Annotated in this window: 17 protein-coding genes; all 17 read right to left on the bottom strand. The window is 36.6% G+C overall.

Features of this window, described 5'->3' with window-relative positions; translation table 11 throughout:
- Positions 1–12 precede the first annotated feature (12 nt).
- The 17 genes from IQ294_RS01540 to IQ294_RS01460 all read right to left on the bottom strand — a co-directional run bounded on the left by IQ294_RS01540 (position 13) and on the right by IQ294_RS01460 (position 19,063).
- The gene (locus tag IQ294_RS01540) at positions 13–1,344 is read right to left on the bottom strand and encodes a nucleotide sugar dehydrogenase (RefSeq protein ID WP_203332257.1); all 1,332 of its coding nucleotides are present in this window, start codon (positions 1,342–1,344) and stop codon (positions 13–15) included.
- A gap of 43 nt (positions 1,345–1,387) precedes the next feature.
- Positions 1,388–2,512 carry a non-hydrolyzing UDP-N-acetylglucosamine 2-epimerase gene (gene wecB, locus IQ294_RS01535; RefSeq protein WP_203332256.1) on the bottom strand — a complete coding sequence of 375 codons (1,125 nt, stop codon included), beginning with the start codon at positions 2,510–2,512 and terminating at the stop codon, positions 1,388–1,390.
- Between the two features lie 2 nt (positions 2,513–2,514).
- Positions 2,515–3,627 (bottom strand): polysaccharide biosynthesis C-terminal domain-containing protein, encoded by a 1,113-nt coding sequence (locus IQ294_RS01530; RefSeq protein WP_203332255.1) that lies wholly within the window; start codon positions 3,625–3,627, stop codon positions 2,515–2,517.
- Complete coding sequence (locus IQ294_RS01525; RefSeq protein WP_203332254.1) at positions 3,624–4,649, bottom strand: nucleoside-diphosphate sugar epimerase/dehydratase; 1,026 nt, start codon at positions 4,647–4,649, stop codon at positions 3,624–3,626. The genes IQ294_RS01530 and IQ294_RS01525 overlap by 4 nt, the downstream gene beginning before the upstream one ends.
- An 80-nt stretch (positions 4,650–4,729) precedes the next feature.
- On the bottom strand, positions 4,730–5,878 hold the full coding sequence (locus tag IQ294_RS01520; protein WP_203332253.1) for a glycosyltransferase: 1,149 nt from the start codon (positions 5,876–5,878) through the stop codon (positions 4,730–4,732).
- A 125-nt stretch (positions 5,879–6,003) separates the two neighbouring features.
- Positions 6,004–7,065 carry an EpsG family protein gene (locus IQ294_RS01515; protein ID WP_203332252.1) on the bottom strand — a complete coding sequence of 354 codons (1,062 nt, stop codon included), beginning with the start codon at positions 7,063–7,065 and terminating at the stop codon, positions 6,004–6,006.
- A gap of 129 nt (positions 7,066–7,194) precedes the next feature.
- Positions 7,195–8,514, bottom strand: a complete 1,320-nt coding sequence (locus tag IQ294_RS01510) for a glycosyltransferase family protein (RefSeq protein WP_203332251.1) — start codon at positions 8,512–8,514, stop codon at positions 7,195–7,197.
- Between the two features lie 89 nt (positions 8,515–8,603).
- The gene (locus IQ294_RS01505; RefSeq protein WP_203332250.1) at positions 8,604–9,707 is read right to left on the bottom strand and encodes a glycosyltransferase family 4 protein; all 1,104 of its coding nucleotides are present in this window, start codon (positions 9,705–9,707) and stop codon (positions 8,604–8,606) included.
- Positions 9,708–9,781: 74 nt separating this feature from the next.
- Positions 9,782–10,843, bottom strand: a complete 1,062-nt coding sequence (locus IQ294_RS01500; RefSeq protein ID WP_203332249.1) for a GNAT family N-acetyltransferase — start codon at positions 10,841–10,843, stop codon at positions 9,782–9,784.
- Between the two features lie 34 nt (positions 10,844–10,877).
- The gene (locus IQ294_RS01495; protein WP_203332248.1) at positions 10,878–11,945 is read right to left on the bottom strand and encodes a DegT/DnrJ/EryC1/StrS family aminotransferase; all 1,068 of its coding nucleotides are present in this window, start codon (positions 11,943–11,945) and stop codon (positions 10,878–10,880) included.
- 2 nt (positions 11,946–11,947) lie between these two features.
- Positions 11,948–12,508, bottom strand: coding sequence for a GNAT family N-acetyltransferase (locus IQ294_RS01490; protein WP_203332247.1), 561 nt, complete (start codon positions 12,506–12,508; stop codon positions 11,948–11,950).
- Entirely contained in the window at positions 12,505–13,161 is a 657-nt protein-coding gene (locus IQ294_RS01485) for a sugar transferase (RefSeq protein ID WP_238942580.1), read from the bottom strand. The genes IQ294_RS01490 and IQ294_RS01485 overlap by 4 nt, the downstream gene beginning before the upstream one ends.
- 2 nt (positions 13,162–13,163) lie before the next feature.
- Positions 13,164–14,276, bottom strand: a complete 1,113-nt coding sequence (locus IQ294_RS01480) for a DegT/DnrJ/EryC1/StrS family aminotransferase (RefSeq protein ID WP_203332246.1) — start codon at positions 14,274–14,276, stop codon at positions 13,164–13,166.
- A 45-nt stretch (positions 14,277–14,321) separates the two neighbouring features.
- Complete coding sequence (locus IQ294_RS01475) at positions 14,322–16,160, bottom strand: nucleoside-diphosphate sugar epimerase/dehydratase (RefSeq protein WP_203332245.1); 1,839 nt, start codon at positions 16,158–16,160, stop codon at positions 14,322–14,324.
- 507 nt (positions 16,161–16,667) lie between these two features.
- Positions 16,668–17,372, bottom strand: coding sequence for a CpsD/CapB family tyrosine-protein kinase (locus IQ294_RS01470; protein ID WP_203332244.1), 705 nt, complete (start codon positions 17,370–17,372; stop codon positions 16,668–16,670).
- Positions 17,373–17,375: 3 nt separating this feature from the next.
- Entirely contained in the window at positions 17,376–18,104 is a 729-nt protein-coding gene (locus IQ294_RS01465) for a YveK family protein (RefSeq protein WP_203332243.1), read from the bottom strand.
- Positions 18,105–18,295: 191 nt separating this feature from the next.
- A complete protein-coding gene (locus tag IQ294_RS01460; RefSeq protein WP_203332242.1) occupies positions 18,296–19,063 on the bottom strand; it encodes a tyrosine-protein phosphatase in 768 nt (255 codons plus the stop codon).
- Positions 19,064–19,796: the final 733 nt, after the last annotated feature.

Genomic DNA, 19,796 nt, shown 5'->3' with positions numbered 1-19,796 from the left:
AACTTTTTCCAATTACAAACTCCAGTATATGAAATTGTTATCAAGAGCTTTATTTTTGTCAAGCACACCTTTTACATCGATTAGTATCTTTTCTTTATTTTCAAGTTTATTATGACTCTCAAATAAGGAATTTAATTCCTCTAAACTTAAATTTTTAAATTCTAAATGAGGAACTGCTAATACAACTGCATCCATATCAAAAATATTTTCAAAATCTTCAATTACAATATTATATTCTTGGGCTATTTCTTTTTTGTCAACTAACGGATCTATAACTGTGGTTTTAACATTATATTCTTTTAATTCGTGAATTATTTCAAAGACTTTAGAGTTTCTAACATCTGGACAATCTTCTTTAAAAGCTAACCCTAAAATGGCTACTTTTGAATTATTTAAGTCTTTTCCACTTTTAACAATTTTTTTAATAATATTTTCTGCAACATATTTTCCCATTCCATCATTTATTTTTCTTCCCGATAAAATGATTTGAGAATGATACCCTAATTCTTCAGCTTTATAAATAAAATAATATGGATCTATACTAATACAATGTCCACCTACAAGACCCGGCTTAAAATCTAAGAAGTTCCACTTCGTCCCAGCTGCTTTTAATACTGCATTAGTATCTATATCCATTTTATTAAATACCATAGCTAACTCATTCATAAAAGCAATATTGATATCTCGCTGTGAATTTTCAATTACTTTCGCAGCTTCTGCCACTTTAATACTTTCTGCACGATATACACCTGCTTTAATAATAATTTCGTAGACTTTAGCAATGATTTCTAGGCTTTCTTCATCCATTCCCGATACTATTTTAACAATATTCTCTAAAGTATTTACCTTATCTCCAGGATTAATGCGTTCAGGTGAATAGCCAATTTTGAAGTCAACTCCACATTTTAATCCAGATTCTTCTTCTAAAATAGGAATACAAATTTCTTCTGTTACCCCTGGATAAACTGTTGATTCATATACTACAATTGAACCTTTTTGCAAATTTCTACCAATCATTCTACTTGCACTAATGACTGGTGCTAAATCTGGAATTTTGTTAGAGTTTACTGGCGTGGGGACTGAAACGATGAGGAATCTGCTAGACTTAAGGTCTGATTCATTATGAGAAAAAATCACTTTAGTATTTTTAATTTCTTCATTGCCAATTTCTTTGGTAACATCAATTCCGTTAGTGTATTTTTCTATTTTATTAGAATCAATATCAAAGCCAATTACGTTTACATGTTTAGCAAAACTAACTGCTAGTGGTAGCCCCACATATCCCAATCCGATTACAGCAATTTTTTCCTGTCCTGCACTTATTCTTTTATTCAAGTTATCCATCTTTAACCCTCTTATCTTAAATTTAATATAATATAATGTCGTTTTACTTCTTCCACACAGTTCTATTAATATAATCTGTATATGACAGTATAATTCTTAACACTTTATCAGAAACATTTGGCATACTATAATCTTCTACTATTCTTAAAGTATTTTCTTTTTGATTCTCTAAAATTTCTAATCCCTGTAAAACTCTTTCTTTTTCTAAGCCCACCATCATAACTGAAGTTTCTTCCATCGCCTCTGGTCGCTCATGAGCCTGTCTTATATTCAACGATTTAAAACCAAGTATAGAAGACTCTTCACTAATAGTTCCACTATCGCTTAGTACAGCTTTAGCTTTCATTTGAAGTTTCACGTAATCAATAAAGCCTAAAGGTTTCATAGTCTTAATTAAAGAGTTAAATCTTATCCCTCTAGTTTCAATCATTTTTTGAGTTCTAGGATGAGTACTAATAATTATTGGCATACTATATTGATCAGCAACTGCATTTAAACTCTCACACAAGTCCATAAAGTTCTTTTCAGAACTAATGTTTTCTTCCCGGTGAGCAGAAACCACAAAATATTTACCTTCTTCAAGGTTCAGTTTCTCTACTATAGTTGATTTTTCAATATCATCTTTTCTTGAGTTGAGAACCTCAAACATTGGGCTGCCTGTTTTGATAATACGATCTGCCGGTAAGCCTTCTCTTAATAGATACTCTCTAGCGATATCACTGTAAGTTAAGTTAATATCAGCAGTATGATCAACAATTTTACGATTCGTTTCTTCAGGGACACGCTGATCAAAGCATCTATTTCCTGCTTCCATATGAAAAATAGGAATCTGTTTTCTCTTTGCAGCTATTGCACATAGACAGCTATTTGTATCACCGAGTACCAATAATGCTTCTGGCTTTACTTCTTCCAAAATAGGATCAATTTTAACAAGAATATTTCCGATTGTTTCTACAGCGGTACCATTGGCTGCATTTAAGAAATAATCCGGCTTTCTCAGATTAAAATCTTCAAAAAAAACTTCATTCAATTCATAATCATAGTTCTGCCCCGTATGTACAAGGATATGTTCAATCGCATTTGATTCTTCTAATTTATTGATGACTGCTGAAAGTCTGATGATTTCTGGTCGAGTTCCCACTACAGTCATTACTTTTAGTTTCTTCATCTTTAAACCTCCAAATAATGAGTGTCTGGCTTCTCTGGATCAAAGCTTTCGTTCACCCACATTACTGTAACTAAATCTGTTTCTCCTACATTTATAATTGAATGTGTGTAGCCTGTAGGAATATCTACTACTTGTAATTTATCACCATTAACGTAGTATTCGATAATTTCTTCTGAATAAATATTTCTGAATCTGATTAAACCATTACCACTGACTACTAGAAACTTCTCGTTTTTTGTATGGTGCCAGTGATTTCCTTTAGTGATGTCTGGTTTAGAGATATTAACTGACACCTGACCGCGATCTGGTGTGCGGAGGAATTCCGTAAACGACCCACGATTATCAACATTCATTTTTAAATCATATAAAAAATCGTCTTCAGGTAAGAAGCTTAGGTAAGTACTATATAATTTCTTGTTCAGTTCGTCGCTCATCTCAGGAACAGCCAAAGAGATTCTGCTTTCTTTATAACTTCTGATACGGTTAGCTAATTCACCTAACTTAACTTTATGTGTAACTGGAATAACACAAAAATCTCCATCGATAGTCGGAGTTCCCTCAAGTGCTTTTAAAAACTCTTCCATCACATCATCGATATAAGCTAATTCTAAAAGAGCAGCTGGATTATTAACTTGAATATCCATATTTCTAGCAATGTTGTAACAGTATGTTGCAACTACTGTATTATAATTCGGTTTACTCCATTTGCCGAATAAGTTTGGCAATCTGTAAACAAATACATTTGCACCTGTTTCCTTTGCATATGCAAACACTTCGTCTTCGCCGGCCTTTTTGCTCTGACCATAGGGGTTTTCTTTTTCTGCTTGAATCGAGGATGTAATTAATACTGGAGCTTTGTTTTCATTTTTAATTAGAAAACCGAGCAATTGTGATATTAAAGCCTGGTTCCCTTCCATTAACTCACTTTCATTTTGGGGCCGGTTAACTCCTGCCAAATGAAAAACGAAGTCACAGTCTTTTGTAAATTCTTCAAGGTCCACAGAAGAGTTCTCTCTATTAAATAGATATAACTTTTCATGACCCTGATTTCTTAATTCCGCCACCAAGTTCTTACCGACAAATCCATTCGCACCTGTCACTAAAATTTTTGTCATTGTATGACACCCATATTTTCCAGTTCTTCTTTAACAACATCAAGTGTCAGGAGCAAGTCTTTAATTTCCTGCATTGATAGACGATGTGTATTGTGAGAGTTGTACTCCCATCCTTCTGAGATTTCTTCTTCACCTTCAGTGAAGTATTTATTATAATTTAAATCGCGGTTATCAGCCGGGATGCGATAATAGCCTCCCATATCTGTAGCAACAGCCATTTCTTCTCTAGTAAGGAGAGTTTCATATAATTTTTCCCCATGACGTGTACCAATCACTTCAATAGGATTATCAACTTTAAATAACTCTTTAAGTGCTTGAGCTAGATCACCAATCGTAGAAGCAGGAGCTTTTTGAACGAAGATGTCTCCTTGATTTGAGTTTAGGAACGCAAATAGAACTAGTTCAACCGCATCTTCCAGCGACATTAAATATCTTGTCATTTCTGGATCAGTTATTGTCAATGGTTTTCCAGTCTTAATTTGGTTGATGAACAAAGGGATTACTGAGCCGCGGGAAGCCATAACATTACCGTAACGTGTACCACTAATATTTGTATCATCGACACTTACTGTTCTCGATTTTGCCACAGTAACTTTTTCCATCATTGCTTTGGAAATACCCATAGCATTGATCGGGTATACTGCTTTATCAGTTGATAAGCAGATAACCTTTTTGACATTGTTTTGGATTGCGGCATTAAGTACATTTTCAGTACCTAAAACATTAGTTTTAACAGCTTCCATCGGGAAAAACTCGCATGATGGAACTTGTTTTAATGCAGCAGCATGGAATACGTAATCTACATTATTCATTGCAGTATTAATACTGTTTATATCTCTTACATCACCAATGTAATATTTAACTTTAGGATTATTTAATCTTTTACGAATGTCTTCTTGCTTTTTTTCATCTCTTGAAAATAAACGAATTTCTTTAATGTCTGTATCTAGAAATCTATTAAGTACTGCATTTCCAAACGAACCTGTACCACCAGTAATTAATAATATTTTATTTCTAAACATATTCATACCTCCTAAAATTTAATTCGTCATTTGATAAATGAAACATTTGAGAGCTGGTACTTTTATATAAAAACCAAATCTCATGAATTAGTAATATCTTTATATAAAGTTAGATAATCATTTAATCTGTCATATTTAGAAAAGTTTTTGTGAGCAAAGTCAATACATTTGTCTTTATACATATTTTTTCCATTTAATTTGATGTTCTCTATGCTGGTTACTAAGTTTTGTATATCTTTATCTTCTATAATAACTCCGCATCCATCTCCTACCAATTCGGGATTTGCTGTTGAATTGAGTACAATCACCGGAGTTCCGCATGCTAAAGATTCAGCAGTTACCTTTCCAAAAGATTCTTCAAGCGAAAGATTCAAAAAAACATCTGCTAGAGAATAATATTGAACTAGTTCTTTTATGTCATGGGTTTCTTGTATAGATATTATGTTAGGGGGTAAAACTGTACTGCTTTCAATATTTCCAACTAAAACAATAGCTATATCTTTTGAAACATTATTTGCTAAATCGATAAATGTATTCAGACCTTTTTCTTCACTCCAGCGGCTTGCTACACCTAAGATCACGAATTTCTTTTCAATGCCTAGTTTTCTTTTTATATCTCCTACTTCTGACGGTTTAAATATATCTAAATCAACCCAGTTATATATTCTCCTCAATATTTTAGAATTAGATAAAAAAGACATTTTCGCTTCATTAGTGATCCAATCTGAAACACCGACAACTGCGAGTCTTTTAATATTTCCGAAATTCTCCTTTTTATCAGAATACATTTCAGTGGTTTTATCAAAAAACCAGCTAGGGTTATCTTTTTTGAGCCTTGGACAATTATTACATTCTGACTTCCATTTATAGCAATTGTCTAATGTGTAATGTGTACACTTCCCTGTATAAAACCAACAATCATGCAGAGTTAAAACGGTTGGAATATCGTTTAGAGCTAAATACTTTAATAAGGTGTTCAAATTTATATAATTTGAATGCAAATTTCTTAAATGAACTACATTTGGCTTTATTTCATCGATAAATTTCAATAGTTTTCTAGTTTCGTTCATTGAAAAATAAGCTTGTTTACCAGTTAATCTAGAAAAAAAACCATGTAACATAGAGTCCGCCACCGAACTCATTTTTAAACTTTTTTCGTTAGAGTATCCAGAAGCAAACGCCACAAAGCTCTCATGACCAGATTCTTCTAAAAAAACAGAAGTTTCCATCGTAGTTCTCCCTGTACTTCTAATACTATTAACAGCGTTAATTTGTAGAATTTTAATGACTATACACATCCTTTAAATTTACCTGCATCATTTTCAAATCATATTAAATCGATTAAATTTTACATTTACATATAGAAAGAATCGTTCCAAAAAAATTCATAAGAAAAAAATGTTCCACTCCAAAATATATAAACTACTAGTGCAAATAAAATTAGAAAGTAAATTAGTACTCGAGCTTTTTTATCATTTTCTAACATTATAGCTTTCGTTATTAATATAATATTAAAAATACTAAAATATAGACTTACTCTAAAGAACTCAGCAACAACGATGGTAAAGCTTTGAAATATTAAGCCTATAAAAATTAAGTTGAAAAAGGTGATATCTTTTGGATTCTGCTGAATAATCTTATTTTTATAAATTAAACAAAAAATAAAAATGCTTAATTGAATAATGAAACCCGAGTAATTTAAAGTTACTTCCCTTTCAGCGTAACTAATTAGAGAATCATTCCAACCCACACTATTTATTAGAGATCTAATAAAGTCTCCGAAAAAGACTGCAGTAAGTAAAGTAATTAATAATGTTATCAAATGTTTAATGCCTATCTTTACAAAAGATAAAGGATAAGCTATTAGAAAAATCAGAGCTGAGGAATGAAATAAAGATGCAAATAATACAATAAACAAAAATGGCATAAATTTTTTTTCTCTTAGATATTTATACGACAGAATAATAAAAGCCATTGCCAACGATTGCCTTAAACCTGTCAAAGAAAAAAAGAAATATCCTAATGAGATAAAAGCAATATAACTTAAATAAAAATCACTTGAATACCGGTATATTAAGATAGCAATAGATACTAAAAAGACAAATGAAAATAAAGCTAACCACGTAAAGTGATTTATGTTTAAATTGCTAAATAATTTTAAAAGAAAATCAAAAAACGGATCTTTAACTGAACCATTTAAAAAATTTGTCCATATGGACAAAGTACTTTGATTTCCAATTTTGTTAAAATGATTAATATAATTTATAACATCTGGTGCAAATTTAACGCTCTTTAAAGAAGCTATTAAAAACAATAGTACCGACATTATGAAAATAAATATCATAGATTTTCTTCTTTTATAAAGTATAAGTTTTACTATAGTCATCACTAATAATAAAATTATAATTAGCAGCACAGAGTTTCTCCTATCTTTCACATAAATAATAATATTGTTATTGCCTAATGTAATATTTTTGGAATAACGTTCTCAAATACTTTTAAGATTATACATAATTTAGAGCAACAATTGACTTAAAATAATGAATTATTTTTCAGAAATTCTTATTAAGTCCTGAAGTATATTTTCTCTAATATTTGTAATCTTATGGTTTTCATATCCACATTTATAACTTTTGTCACTATATTCTTTAATTCTATCAGGACTGGTCAATAAATCTTTTAATTTATATTTCATTTCACTTATACTACTTGCTGTCACTGCAGCATCATTGTATTTAAGGTATTCCATTGAAGCGGATTCATCCCAACCAACAGCAAATATACAACGACCTCTTTCAAAATAATCAACAAGTTTAGTCGAAAATGATAATCGAGTTAATAATTTTTCATTTAATTTTAAAGATTCTACATGGACTAGAATATCCGCTTTTTTTTGTATCTCTTTAATTTCGCTTACATGTACTCCACCCATAAATTTAATGCTTTTATGACTATCAAAAGCCTTCTTCATTTTATTATCTAATTTGTTTTGAGAATAAATTTTAAGTACAGCGGTTAAGTGATTCTTATTCAAACCATCTAATACGCTTCCGATTTCTGATAAAGTTTCCCATCTTCCAGCATAAATATTTCCTGTAAAAACCATTTCTAAAGGAGTACTTAAAACTTCTTTTAAAGGAAACTGTTTTTCAAATTTCGCCCCTTTATTTAATAGCTTACTTTTTATATGAAAGTTCTTCTCATATTCATTTTTTTGTTTTGGCACTATTGTATACATTAGATTACATAGTTTTATTGTTTTTCTTATGTTTATACGAGCTTTAAGCTTATTTATCCAAAAAAAAGGAGATAATGAAAATCTTTTCATTGAATATATATCATCAACAAAATATATAGCTGCTTCTCTATCGGTTTTTTTTATTACATATCTTTGCAGATTATTTAAATAAGTTTCGGGACTGCCTAGTAAAAATATGACATCCGGATTAACGTTCTCCAAAAAGTCATCTAATTCTTTTGATTTCCAGTTAGAAAACTTCCATAAAAGATTTCTAGCATTTAAAAATATATTTAATCTAAAGGATTTAAAAAAATCGTACATTTTTTTTCCTGATTCCTGATCTTTTAACAATTTAACATCAATATCTCCTGAAAAATTACCAGTTAATTTTTGACCGGTTTTTATTTTTCTATCGAAAATATTCTTGATTAATCTATTCTCAGAAATCTGAAAGTATTGAGTACAAACGTCGTTCTCAGGCAAATCTCCTCTAGTATAAATGATTGAGATTTTTTCTTCAGGCCAATCGCCGAATAAATTGGAATATGTGTTACCAATGTTATTATTATTTGACCATGTTGCATCTGAGATTATTAAAACATTAGGATATGTGTTGACAGTCAATTGTAATCATCCTTTTTCAATAGAACATATAAATTTATATCCTTATATTATTATTTTTTCACTTGGAGAGTTATATATAACTTAACAAATTAAAAATTATTATAAATTTCATTTAACTTTTCCAGAGTATTTTCAATACTGTATTTTTTTACAACTTGCATATTATACTTACCCATACTATGTCTAAGTTGTAAATTATCTTTTAGTATCATTATTTTTTTTGAAAATCCTGTAACATCTCCTGAATCAAGTGAGAACCCAGATTTTCCATCTTCTGAATAATCTTTTATCCCATGAATATTAGATGTCACTATGGGTAAGCCAGATGCCATTGCTTCAAGAGCAGCTAAACCCAAGCCCTCTCTTTTCGAAGGAAAAGCAAAAATATCAGCTACTTTACAAATTTCAGCAATATCTTTTCTGTATCCTAGCATAATAACTTGTTTTTTCACTCCGTTTTCAATCGATATTGTTTCTAAATATTGTTTTAAAGGTCCTTGTCCACAGATCAAATAGTAGATGTTAGGGTCCTTTAATTTCGCTAAAGCTTTTATAATAACTTCATGATTTTTATTCTTGTTTAGTTCTCCCACAGAAAGAACTACAAATGCATTTTCAGGCACTCCCAATTCACGCTGCTTTACTAAATCTTCTATTTCAAAATTGTTGTATTTTTTTATATCTAATCCTACGCCAGGAATATATTCTATTCTTTTTGCTTTGAAAAATTTTTTTGCTCGTGTGTAATCCTCTTTATTTATCGTCAATAAAACATCAGTATATTTCGATAACCATTTTTCTATAGGATAATAAATTAACCAATTCTGAAGTGGTGCCCCTTTAAAAAAGTGAAAACCATGTGCTGTATAATAAACTTTTACATTTTTTAAATTTTTACAAGCAATTCTCACTATTACGGAAGCTATAGGCGTATGCGTATGCACTAAATCATATTCACCGTGAATAATAGTCTTTTTTAATTGCTTATATCCGGAATAATTTTTAAAACTTAATGGATTTCTATCAAAATCCATATTAAAAACTTTACACCCTCGTTCTACTAATTCCTCATTAATTGGCAAGTCGAAATTACAGGCTATATCAACAGTGTGATCTTGATCTAACAACATTTTTATGTGAGATGTAAAAAATACCATTGTACTTGACACAGTGGTTACATATAATATCTTCATCAATAACTCTCCCGACATTCTTCTAAAGAATCTAATATAAAGAATTAGATAATATTTTTTTACTTTTCCATTATTTATTCCACTCTATATTCCGGGAAAAAATTCAAGTTTTTAGCTTTCATCTCTTTTTCGTTACGCAGGCTTATTAGTTTTAAATACATTTCTTCGCTAAAAATCTTTTTACCAATAGAAAATTTAGTTGTCGAATCTTTATTGAATGCTTTTTTAAATTTATATAAGCTATCTTCCTGACTACCAAGACCGCCGCCCAAGTGGAAAGTTCTATAGCCATTTTCTGCCCCCCAGCATGCAGACTCATATAACAACAAATTTGTAGGTGCCAAGTGCTGAAAATTTTTGTCTGAAGCAGAAAGATGATAGTGCATCTGAGTATTTGAAAACAATATCATTGACATCGATATTATCTTTTCTTCATAAACAGCATAAAATATCATTGAATTATATCTTAAATCTTCAAGTACGCTTGCATAAAAATCTTCTTTAAAATAGTAGTAATCTTTAGCATTATCTTTGTCCATTGTTGCATTATACATTTCGATAAAATTTTCGATAAGCTTAGAGTTACACCCCCAATAAATTTTCACACCAGCATTTCTGGCTTTTCTAATTACATTTCTATTTTTTCCAATCAAATCATTCCATATTTGTTCTTGAGTCTGCAAGTTCACAGTTATTGTCTTCCCAAGATCTATAACTTCATATACAGAAGTTAATCTATTTGAGTTCTTTAAAAGAGGATGAAAACGAACAAATTCACTTACTATACCATTTTCAACACAGATGGTACTATACTCTTTATTTAGCAGATTAATATTTTCTTCTGTTACTTTTCCCTCTAACAAAAACCCTCCGTATCCATATGGAGTAGTAATATCATAGAAAGTTTGTAACGGGATTTTTCCTTCGAACTTCTCATCTAAGGCAATGTCTCTTTTCATACCAACATTAATACCTTTACAGTCATCTCCTTGAAAATAAAAAAGAATAGGTTCTCCATCGCCATGGACCTCAAATGCTTTTGTATATTCAGCTAAATAATAAATATCGAAATTTTTAAATCCTTTTACTATCTTATTCCACTTTTCTGTTTCATCATTTGTAATTAGTGAAATCATGAATCCACTTCCTTATTTAATACTGAATATTTAGTTAGCATATGCATTTAAGTACTGTCACTATTCTTTCCATGTCTTCTTCACCGTACCTTTGATCGCACGGAATTGATAAAATCCGGTCGTAAATACTTTTAGTAGTATCCATAATATCTGTATTAATTTGAGGTGGAACTGGCCAATGAATCGGACAGTATATACCTTGTTCAGCTAGTTTACCTCTAACCACAGTTCTATATTCTTTTTCTATTAGCACAGGAAAAAACATGGGGCATGTATTTTCATCAAGTGGTAGAGATGGGTGATGAAGATAAGGAATCTCTTTTAAGCCATTATATAAAATGAGATAATTTTGTCTTCGTTTTCTAATAAGCTCTTCTTCATTTATAGTATTTATAATTTCATATGATAAACTATCAATTTTGTAGGGATAAAAATCTTCATCTAAATTGTTTTCTGCTTCGGAGAATTGACTTAATGCCCTGCTCTTCAATTCTATGTTGCCGGTCTCAATATAATCTTTTTTACTTATAAGTGCTTCAAGCCTTTTCTCTGAAAAAGAAGGTTTTTCATCAAGTTTACTACTAAGAGTCCCTTTCGATGCTAAAAACCCTCCACTTGGTATACCAAACCACTTTCTAATACTACCAATATAAAAATGATTAAACTTGGATCTTTCATAGTCGGAAAAAAGACTATGTGTCACATCTTCAATTATGATAGTTGAATTCTCATCAAAAGATTTTAAGACATTTTTCAAATTAGAATTCGTTGAAAAACCATAGTACCCAAGGTGTAAAAACACTCCAACATCTTTAAATTCACTTATACTTTTTATAGATGGAATCAAGTTTTCATCTACTTCATAATAGTTACATTCATAACACATTTCTATAAAAGGTATAATTACTGATTCGCAAATATACGCCGGTAAAAGCGCAGATTTTCTTTTTGGTTTTATCTGTTGTAATAGAAGAGTTATGGCTCCCCTTCCTGATGATGTTAAATTAATATTCTTATATTCTCCTAAAAAATTTGGAGAATTACATATTGAGTTCTCGGGCATATTTTCTAACCAGAATTCACTTCCAATTTCTCTTGTCATTATTAAATTTCCCAATAATTATTTTTCTCAATCAGTTCTATATACTCTTCTTTTAAAATACCTACCATTAATTCGTCGTGATATTCGTTCGATTTAAATACAGCTTTTCTTTTAATTCCTTCTACTTTCCATCCGCATTTATCACAATATAATTTAGTAGAGGGTTCATTATATTTAATAATCGTTCCGTCTAATCGATTAAGTTGCAGCTCCTCGAAAGCATATCTCATAACTGCCATCACGGTATCTGTCCCAATACCTCTTGATCTGAATTTTTTATTAGCAATTTTTATTCCATGAAATGCAGATCGATTTTTCCAATCAATATCCACAATGTTGGCAAATCCAATTGCTCCATCTTCATTTGTTTCTATTATGAGTCTAATATCATTTTGAGTATTAGTGTTTGCTAAAAACCACTTTTCTTGCTGTATTTTTGAAACTGGAAAAGAATAACCACCTACCATTTTTTCTATGCCAGGATCATTTACCATATCCCTTAGTAATTCTTGATCTCCTTCTTCAATTGCCCTCAAAGTAACTACTTTTCCCGAGATATTCATTTAGCATCTTCCCTTTCAAGAATGTTTTTTCTGTAAGTATGAAAATCTTGTGGAACATCGACTCCACGTTCCCCAATATCGCTCCTATTTACAGCTTTTAATATTGTTTTTAGTATTATGTTCATATCATTTGCAAAAGATATATTTTTTATATATTCAATATCATAGTAAAACCTTTGTTCCCAGGTCGCTGTATTTCTTCCGTTAATTTGCGCTAAGCCTGATAATCCTGGTCTAATTGAATGTCTCACTCTTTCTTCGGGAGTATAGTAGGGTAAATACTCAATTGCTAATGGTCTCGGCCCAACAATCGACATATCACCCTTCAAAATATTAAATAGTCCAGGCAACTCATCCAATGACGTAGATCTCAAAAGTCTCCCAAACTTCGTCAACCTAACACTATCCGGCAACAAATCCCCATTAGAATCCTTCTCACTAGTCATCGACCTAAACTTATACATCTCAAATATCTCTTCATTCAACCCCGGTCTCTTCTGTCTAAACAAAATCGGACTCCCAAGTTTGGTTCTTACCAGAATAGCTACTACAAGAAATACAGGACTAAGTAAAATAATTGCTATCAAAGAAAGCACAAAATCCATCGGTCTCTTGAAAAACCTTCTATATATACCGCCTTTGTTCATTTCCATACTTATCCCCACAACCCTCTAATAATCTCTACAACTCTATCCAACTGCTCATCCGTAATCTTCGTATCACTCGGCAGACAAACCCCAGTCTCGAACAATCTCTCCGAAACATCCGTGCCAACGAAATCATACTTCTCGAAGAAAGGCTGCATATGCATCGGCTTCCATACTGGACGCGATTCGATATTCTCTTTCTCGAGTGCTTCCATCACATCGATCGGCCGCACCTTACCTGTCAATGTCATCGCACTCAACCAATAATTCGGCTGGTCCCACTCATTGCTCGGCATAAACTCTACTCCTTCGAGATCGTCAAGCTCTCTCTTATAGAAGTCGTATATGTAATTCTTTTTCGCCACTCTGTCATCCAATACTTTCAGCTGTCCTCTGCCAATTCCAGCTACCACATTGCTCATCCGGTAATTGAAACCGAGCTCGCTGTGCTGGTAATGTCTTGCATGGTCTCTCGACTGGGTAGCCCAAAATCTGGCTTTGGCAATCCGTTCTTCATCATTGGAAACAAGCATTCCACCACCGGAAGTCGTGATGATTTTATTTCCATTAAAAGAAAAGATTCCGTAGTCTCCGAAAGTACCTGTATGCTGGCCTTTGTAATATGTCCCCAAAGACTCTGCCGCATCTTCGATCAATGCCACATTATGTTTCTTGCACAACGCGGTAATTTGATCCATATCTGCTGATAAACCATAAAGGTGTACGAGAAGCACCGCTTTTACTTGAGGATATTTTTCAAATGCCTCTTCCAGTGCTTTTGGTGACATATTCCATGTTTCATAGTCACTGTCGATGAAAACCGGAATGGCATTTTGATAAATGATCGGGTTTGCTGTTGCTGAGAACGTCAGGGTTGAACAGAATACGATGTCGTCTTTTTCAACCCCAGCAGCTTTTAATGCCAAGTGGATGGCTGCAGTGCCGGATGATAATGCTGCTGCCGCTTTTGAACCGACTTTGGCAGCCAGTTCGTTTTCAAACTCGTTGACGTTTGTTCCAAGAGGAGCAATCCAGTTTGTATCAAATGCTTCTTTTACGTAATGCTGTTCATATCCTTCGTCGCTCATATGCGGTGAAGATAAAAAGATTCTTTCTTTCATTGAATGATGCATCCTTCCTGCTCCACGATAATACGTACCATTATATTATTTTGCATTTGCTAAGAATTTATTTTTATTTTCAACATTCTTCCGATTAGCCAACCCAATCAAAACTCTCTTCACTTCTTCACTATCCATCTCCGGCAACTTCTCCAGCAGCAACTTCAACTCCAGCTCTGCCGCCGGATTCGCCTTCCCGACGTAAATCTTCGGAAACACCATCTCGCTCTGGATCTCATCTGCATTCAAAAGTTCTTCAAACAGCTTTTCACCCGGCCGGATTCCCGTCTCTTTTATTGGAATATCCAACTCGGTATATCCGGACAGTCGGATTAGGTTGCGTGCGAGGTCTACGATCTTGACCGGTTCGCCCATATCCAGCACGAAGACTTCTCCGCCTTCTGCCAGCGAACCTGCCTGGATGACCAGTCGCGATGCTTCCGGAATCGTCATAAAGAATCTTGTCATACGCGAATCCGTAATTGTCACCGGGCCGCCTGCTGCAATCTGTCTCTTGAAGAGCGGAATAACCGATCCTCTTGATCCTAATACGTTGCCAAAACGGACAGCTGCGAATTTCGTGTTGCTTCGTTTGGCCAGGTTCTGGACCAGCATCTCGGCAAAACGTTTCGTCGCGCCCATGACGTTCGGCGGGTTGACGGCTTTATCCGTTGATACCATGACAAAATTTCCGACGCCGCTGTTATGTGCCGCGTCCGCGACGTTCTTCGTGCCGAAAATGTTATTCTTGACCGCTTCCATCGGATTGCCTTCCATCAGCGGCACATGCTTATGCGCTGCTGCATGGTAGACCACATCCGGTTTGTATTCTTCCATGATCGAGAACATCCGGTCTCTGTCCTGAATGTCTGCAATGATCGGAATGATTTCCGTATCCGGTGTCTTGTTTTTCTGCAATTCCATATTAATGAGGTAAATCGAGTTCTCGCCGTGTCCGAGAAGAAGCAGCTTCTTCGGACCAAAACGCATGATCTGGCGGGTGATTTCCGAACCGATCGAACCGCCTGCGCCTGTTACGAGGATGGTCTTACTTGATAATTGATTCGCGATTTTATTCATGTCCAGCTGCACTTCGTCACGCCCGAGGAGATCCTCGATCTTTACATCGTGCATATCCGTCACGGACACTTTGCCCGTCATGATGTCTTCGATCATCGGGATGGTCTGTGTGCGCACGCCCGTATCGACACAGCGCTTCATGAGGTCTGCGCTTTCCGAACGGCTGAGTGAAGGGATCGCCACGATGATATGTTCGATGTTATTGTCTTTCACCATTTCTTCGATCGCATCGGTTCCTGCGCTTGCCACCCGGATGCCGTGGATCTCATAGCCGTGCTTTTTCGTATCATCGTCCAGAAACAGCACCGGCTTCAAGCCATTCTCCGGATTGGTGAGCAATTGCCGAGCCACCATCTGGCCGGCCTGGCCGGCACCGATGATCATCGTCTTTTTCATATTGGCATGCTTGTCCCGGAATTTCGTATCCCGGAAGATGCGCCAGGATAAACGCGACCCGCCGATCAAGAGGAGATGCAGCATCCAGGTGATGGCGAGCGCGCGCAGCAGCACATCGCCTCTGTACAGAAATTGTACAAGTCCGACTGCTATGATGGACAGCGTGACTGCCTTGAAGATCAATTTCAATTCGCCGATCGATGCATATTCCCACACTTTCCGGTACAAACCGAAATACCAGGCAAGTGCATGATGCGCAGCAAAAATCGTGATGGCTGAAGCAAGAAGGAAATTGTTTTCAAACGGGTTCGTCACCGGGTGCAACAGGAAATACCCGATGAAAATAGAAAAGAAGACTATCAAAGAGTCCACTAGCGCAAGTAAAGATGTTCTGTTTTTCAAGGTCATAGAATCGCTCTTTTCTATAAAGAAGTGATAATTAATACTATAAAAAATTAATAGGTGCAAAAAACTGCCTTAATCATAACACGACTAATCGCCTAAAGTATTGTCGGATTTTGTCGATTGTGTCGCAAAAACATGACTATAGGATGAAAACGCTAAGCAATTTTCAGCTATACTATAAATTTGGATATTCCATAGGTTGAAAGGCCTTTCAATTTTCACGCTAGATATCTTCGTCCATTTCCCTAACGTCTATGCAGCGATTGTCTGTTTTTTTCCACAAATGACTGGTTTCTTGAAAAGAGAACCCTGAAATTATAAGAGGAAATACCTCCCATAATTGAAAGTTATTTTAATTCATTCATTTTATCATATATTTACTATTACCGCTTGATTTACCTGAGGAAAGTACGTGTATCTTATTTCTTATTTTTTATACATAAGCATTCATATGCCATATACATTCAGCTTTCAAAATAAAAAGTAAAAAAAGGCGACGGTCGCCCTTCTTTACTCTTGGTGTCCGTAATACTGATAGTAGTAGCTGTCTTTAGGAATCTCATAATTATTCAATACCGCGCCGATCAGGCGGCTTTTCGATGAAGCGATCGCTTCCTTCGCTTTGACTGCCTGATCTTTCTCCGTTTTACCGGAACTTACGACCAGGATGGTGCCTTCGCATTTATTCGCTAAAATCTGGCCGTCCGCCACCGATAATAACGGAGGTGCATCGAAAATGACCAGGTCATATTGCAGTTTCAAATCCTCGATCAGCGTATCCATCGACTTCGATGCCAGCAATTCTGCCGGATTCGGAGGAATCGGGCCGCATGTGAGCAGGTCCAGATTCTCGACGGAAGTCGGGCGGATCGCTTCTTTCACATCTGCCTGGCGCGTCAATACGTTCGACAGGCCCTGGCCATTCCCCATATGGAATGTGTAATGCGTCGTCGGTTTCCGCATATCTCCGTCGACCAGCAGGACTTTCTTGCCTTCCTGCGCAAATACGACCGCCAAATTGGCGCTGATGGTCGACTTGCCTTCTGCAGGTGCAGCGGAAGTGACGATCAGTGAACGGATGTCTGCATCCGGTGATGAGAAATTGATATTCGTACGTAAGGTTCTGAACTGTTCAGAGACAATAGAGCGGGGATTCGTATGCGCAACCACTTTTCTTGCCGTTTCCTGCAGTTCCTTTTTCTTCCTTCTAGCCATGGTTTACCCCCGCTTCCTTCTGGATGGTGTATTCGCGCGTTCTGCAACAATCGTTTCTTCCTGAATCGGAGAAACGAATCCGAGAACCGGAATATCCAGCACATCCTCGATATCCTGTGAACTCTTGATCGATGTATCCAGGTATTCCAACAGGAAGGCAATACCGACTCCGAGCATCAGGCCGATGACTCCCGCGATGGCCATGTTCAGCATCGGGTTCGGAGCGACCGGTGAAGGATCGTCCTTCAATACAGCCGGCGACAGGATCGATACGTTATCCACGTTCATCAATTCATAGATTTTTTCCTGGAACACGTCTGCCGTCGTGTTCGCGATATCCACCGCAATCGCAGGATCCGGATCCTGGACCGCGACATTCACGACTTGTGAATTTTCCGCGTTTGAGACGGTGATTTTGGAAATCAGCGCTTCCACACTCAAGCCGAGGTCAAGCTGCTGGGACACTTCGTCCAGGATGGCCGGGCTCTTGATGATGACACTGTACGTATTGATCAATTGGAGGTCGGTCTGTATATTCTGGTTGGTCAATTGGGACGCATCCGTCTTTTCCTGATTGACGAGGATCTGTGTGGATGTCTGATAAATCGGTGTCATCAAGGTATAGCTGACGACGCCTGCGATGATGACTGCAAGGATGGTCAGGATGACAATCAGACCCAATCGCTTTTTCAATGTAGCGAATAAATCCTGTAACGAGATGGTTTCTTCCATGTTTTGTGACTCCTTTAGTAAAAAATTCTTTTATTAGTATAGCATGAAGTCTTTGCTTAATGAGGGGTTATTTGGAAAACTTATTAGGACTAAGCGACCGTTTGAAAAAATGAAGGGTGAATTCACCCTAAAAGGCGTGAGGAGATTTTCGCAGCGGCCAGGACTCAGACAGAGAAAACGCCTCTGCGCTGCTACGCAAAGACGTTCCACCATTTCGGTTTCGGTATATCCTGAGGTTCCAGGACGATCAGATGGCCATCCAAGATGATGCGTTCGTTGTTCTCGAGGAAGACATCGACCATTTCGTGGCGTTTCTTTTTCTCCAGATAGTCGAGCCCTGCATTAAAGTGGAATGGGCGCTTATCCATATTATGAACATCCGAGCCGTAGACGTGGATCAAGTTGGCGTCGATCAGGTCAAGCGCGGTTTTCTGGATCGCTTTCCCGAAACTGCCGGAGACGGAACCGGCCGTCACCTGCGCAAGGGCGCCGTGAAGAAGGAGTCTGCGGAGCCGCTCCGGTTTTTCGATGATGCCCTGGTTGCGCTCGGCATGGGCGATGATCGGCACGTGGCCGCCCGTGATGATCTGCTGGATGAGGGGCACCGTATAGTTCGGCACACCGGAAGATGGCAGCTCGAGCAGGACGTAGCGTGAATTGGCTAAGGTCAATGCCTCCTCTGCTGCGAGCAGTTCCGGCAATTTTTCTGTCAAGCGGCATTCCTGGCCGCTGTAGAGTTTGATGGGAATTTGCTGGTCTTCTATATATTGCTGGGTGATGGCCAGCTGATTTTTCAGGGCTGCCAGGTTTGTCGGGAAGTTTGGGTGAAAGGCGTGCGGTGTCGCGATGATGTTAGAAATTTGTTCTTCGGCCGCTTTTTCGAGAAGCCGTTTTGTATCATCGAACGTTTGAGCTCCATCATCCAGACCTGCAAGTATATGTGCATGGGTATCTATCATGGTGTTTCCTCCGTTAAATGCTTTCCGGTTCCGTAAGCAGGTTTAGTGGGTGGATCGAGTTAGTGGATATTTGTCATAAAGTATTTATAGTAGGGAAGAAGAAATTATTGTATAAGCCGCTTCGTCGCTAAGGACAGTGCAGAGATTATGCTCCTGCGCACAGCTCGTCGCAAAGGAGGCGCCGCAAGTTCATGGCGCACCTTGCTTCCCACAATAAGCCGAGAAAAGCACTCGTCTTATTGCTCCAGCCAGTCCATAGGCGCGCCGGCGCTAGATTCGTCTTCTGTATATAGAATGAAATGAAGACTCTTCTACAGGGAGCGATTAGGTGGGATCTCCCCGGCCGATTGTCCGGGGGTGTCGCTTTATTGCTTAAAACAGTGCAAAGATTGTGCTCCACCGCTGCGCTCGTCGCAAAGGTGCGCCATCTTCGGTTGGCGTACCTTCGCTGGTGTCATCTTCTGGCTCTGAAAGAAAGCGAAGACTCTTCTACAGGGAGCGATTAGGTGGGATCGCCCCGGCCGATTGTCCGGGGGTGTCGCATTATTGCTTAAAACAGTGCAAAGATTGGGCTCCACCGCTGCGCTCGTCGCAAAGGTGCGCCATCTTCGTTTGGCGTACCTTCGCTGGTGTCATCTTCTGGATCTGAAAGAAAGCGAAGACTCTTCTATAGGGAGCGATTGGGTGGAATCTCCCCGGCCGATTGTCCGGGGGTGTCGCGACGTTCAGCTGA

This window comes from Planococcus beigongshangi, assembly GCF_016820495.1.
Lineage (GTDB): Bacteria > Bacillota > Bacilli > Bacillales_A > Planococcaceae > Planococcus > Planococcus beigongshangi.
Note: the sequence above shows the minus strand (reverse complement) of the source record. Positions and strands in the feature narration are given on the sequence as shown.

Excerpts from the sequence above, each read along its gene's own strand:
- IQ294_RS01530 (WP_203332255.1), bottom strand. The coding sequence starts at position 3,627 with ATGACAAAAATTTTAGTGACAGGTGCGAATGGATTTGTCGGTAAGAAC.
- IQ294_RS01475 (WP_203332245.1), bottom strand. The coding sequence starts at position 16,160 with ATGACCTTGAAAAACAGAACATCTTTACTTGCGCTAGTGGACTCTTTG.
- IQ294_RS01505 (WP_203332250.1), bottom strand. The coding sequence starts at position 9,707 with ATGAAGATATTATATGTAACCACTGTGTCAAGTACAATGGTATTTTTT.
- IQ294_RS01470 (WP_203332244.1), bottom strand. The coding sequence starts at position 17,372 with ATGGCTAGAAGGAAGAAAAAGGAACTGCAGGAAACGGCAAGAAAAGTG.
- IQ294_RS01525 (WP_203332254.1), bottom strand. The coding sequence starts at position 4,649 with ATGTTTAGAAATAAAATATTATTAATTACTGGTGGTACAGGTTCGTTT.
- IQ294_RS01485 (WP_238942580.1), bottom strand. The coding sequence starts at position 13,161 with ATGGAAATGAACAAAGGCGGTATATATAGAAGGTTTTTCAAGAGACCG.
- IQ294_RS01495 (WP_203332248.1), bottom strand. The coding sequence starts at position 11,945 with ATGACAAGAGAAATTGGAAGTGAATTCTGGTTAGAAAATATGCCCGAG.
- IQ294_RS01540 (WP_203332257.1), bottom strand. The coding sequence starts at position 1,344 with ATGGATAACTTGAATAAAAGAATAAGTGCAGGACAGGAAAAAATTGCT.
- IQ294_RS01465 (WP_203332243.1), bottom strand. The coding sequence starts at position 18,104 with ATGGAAGAAACCATCTCGTTACAGGATTTATTCGCTACATTGAAAAAG.
- IQ294_RS01480 (WP_203332246.1), bottom strand. The coding sequence starts at position 14,276 with ATGAAAGAAAGAATCTTTTTATCTTCACCGCATATGAGCGACGAAGGA.
- IQ294_RS01500 (WP_203332249.1), bottom strand. The coding sequence starts at position 10,843 with ATGATTTCACTAATTACAAATGATGAAACAGAAAAGTGGAATAAGATA.
- IQ294_RS01460 (WP_203332242.1), bottom strand. The coding sequence starts at position 19,063 with ATGATAGATACCCATGCACATATACTTGCAGGTCTGGATGATGGAGCT.
- IQ294_RS01520 (WP_203332253.1), bottom strand. The coding sequence starts at position 5,878 with ATGGAAACTTCTGTTTTTTTAGAAGAATCTGGTCATGAGAGCTTTGTG.
- IQ294_RS01490 (WP_203332247.1), bottom strand. The coding sequence starts at position 12,508 with ATGAATATCTCGGGAAAAGTAGTTACTTTGAGGGCAATTGAAGAAGGA.
- wecB (WP_203332256.1), bottom strand. The coding sequence starts at position 2,512 with ATGAAGAAACTAAAAGTAATGACTGTAGTGGGAACTCGACCAGAAATC.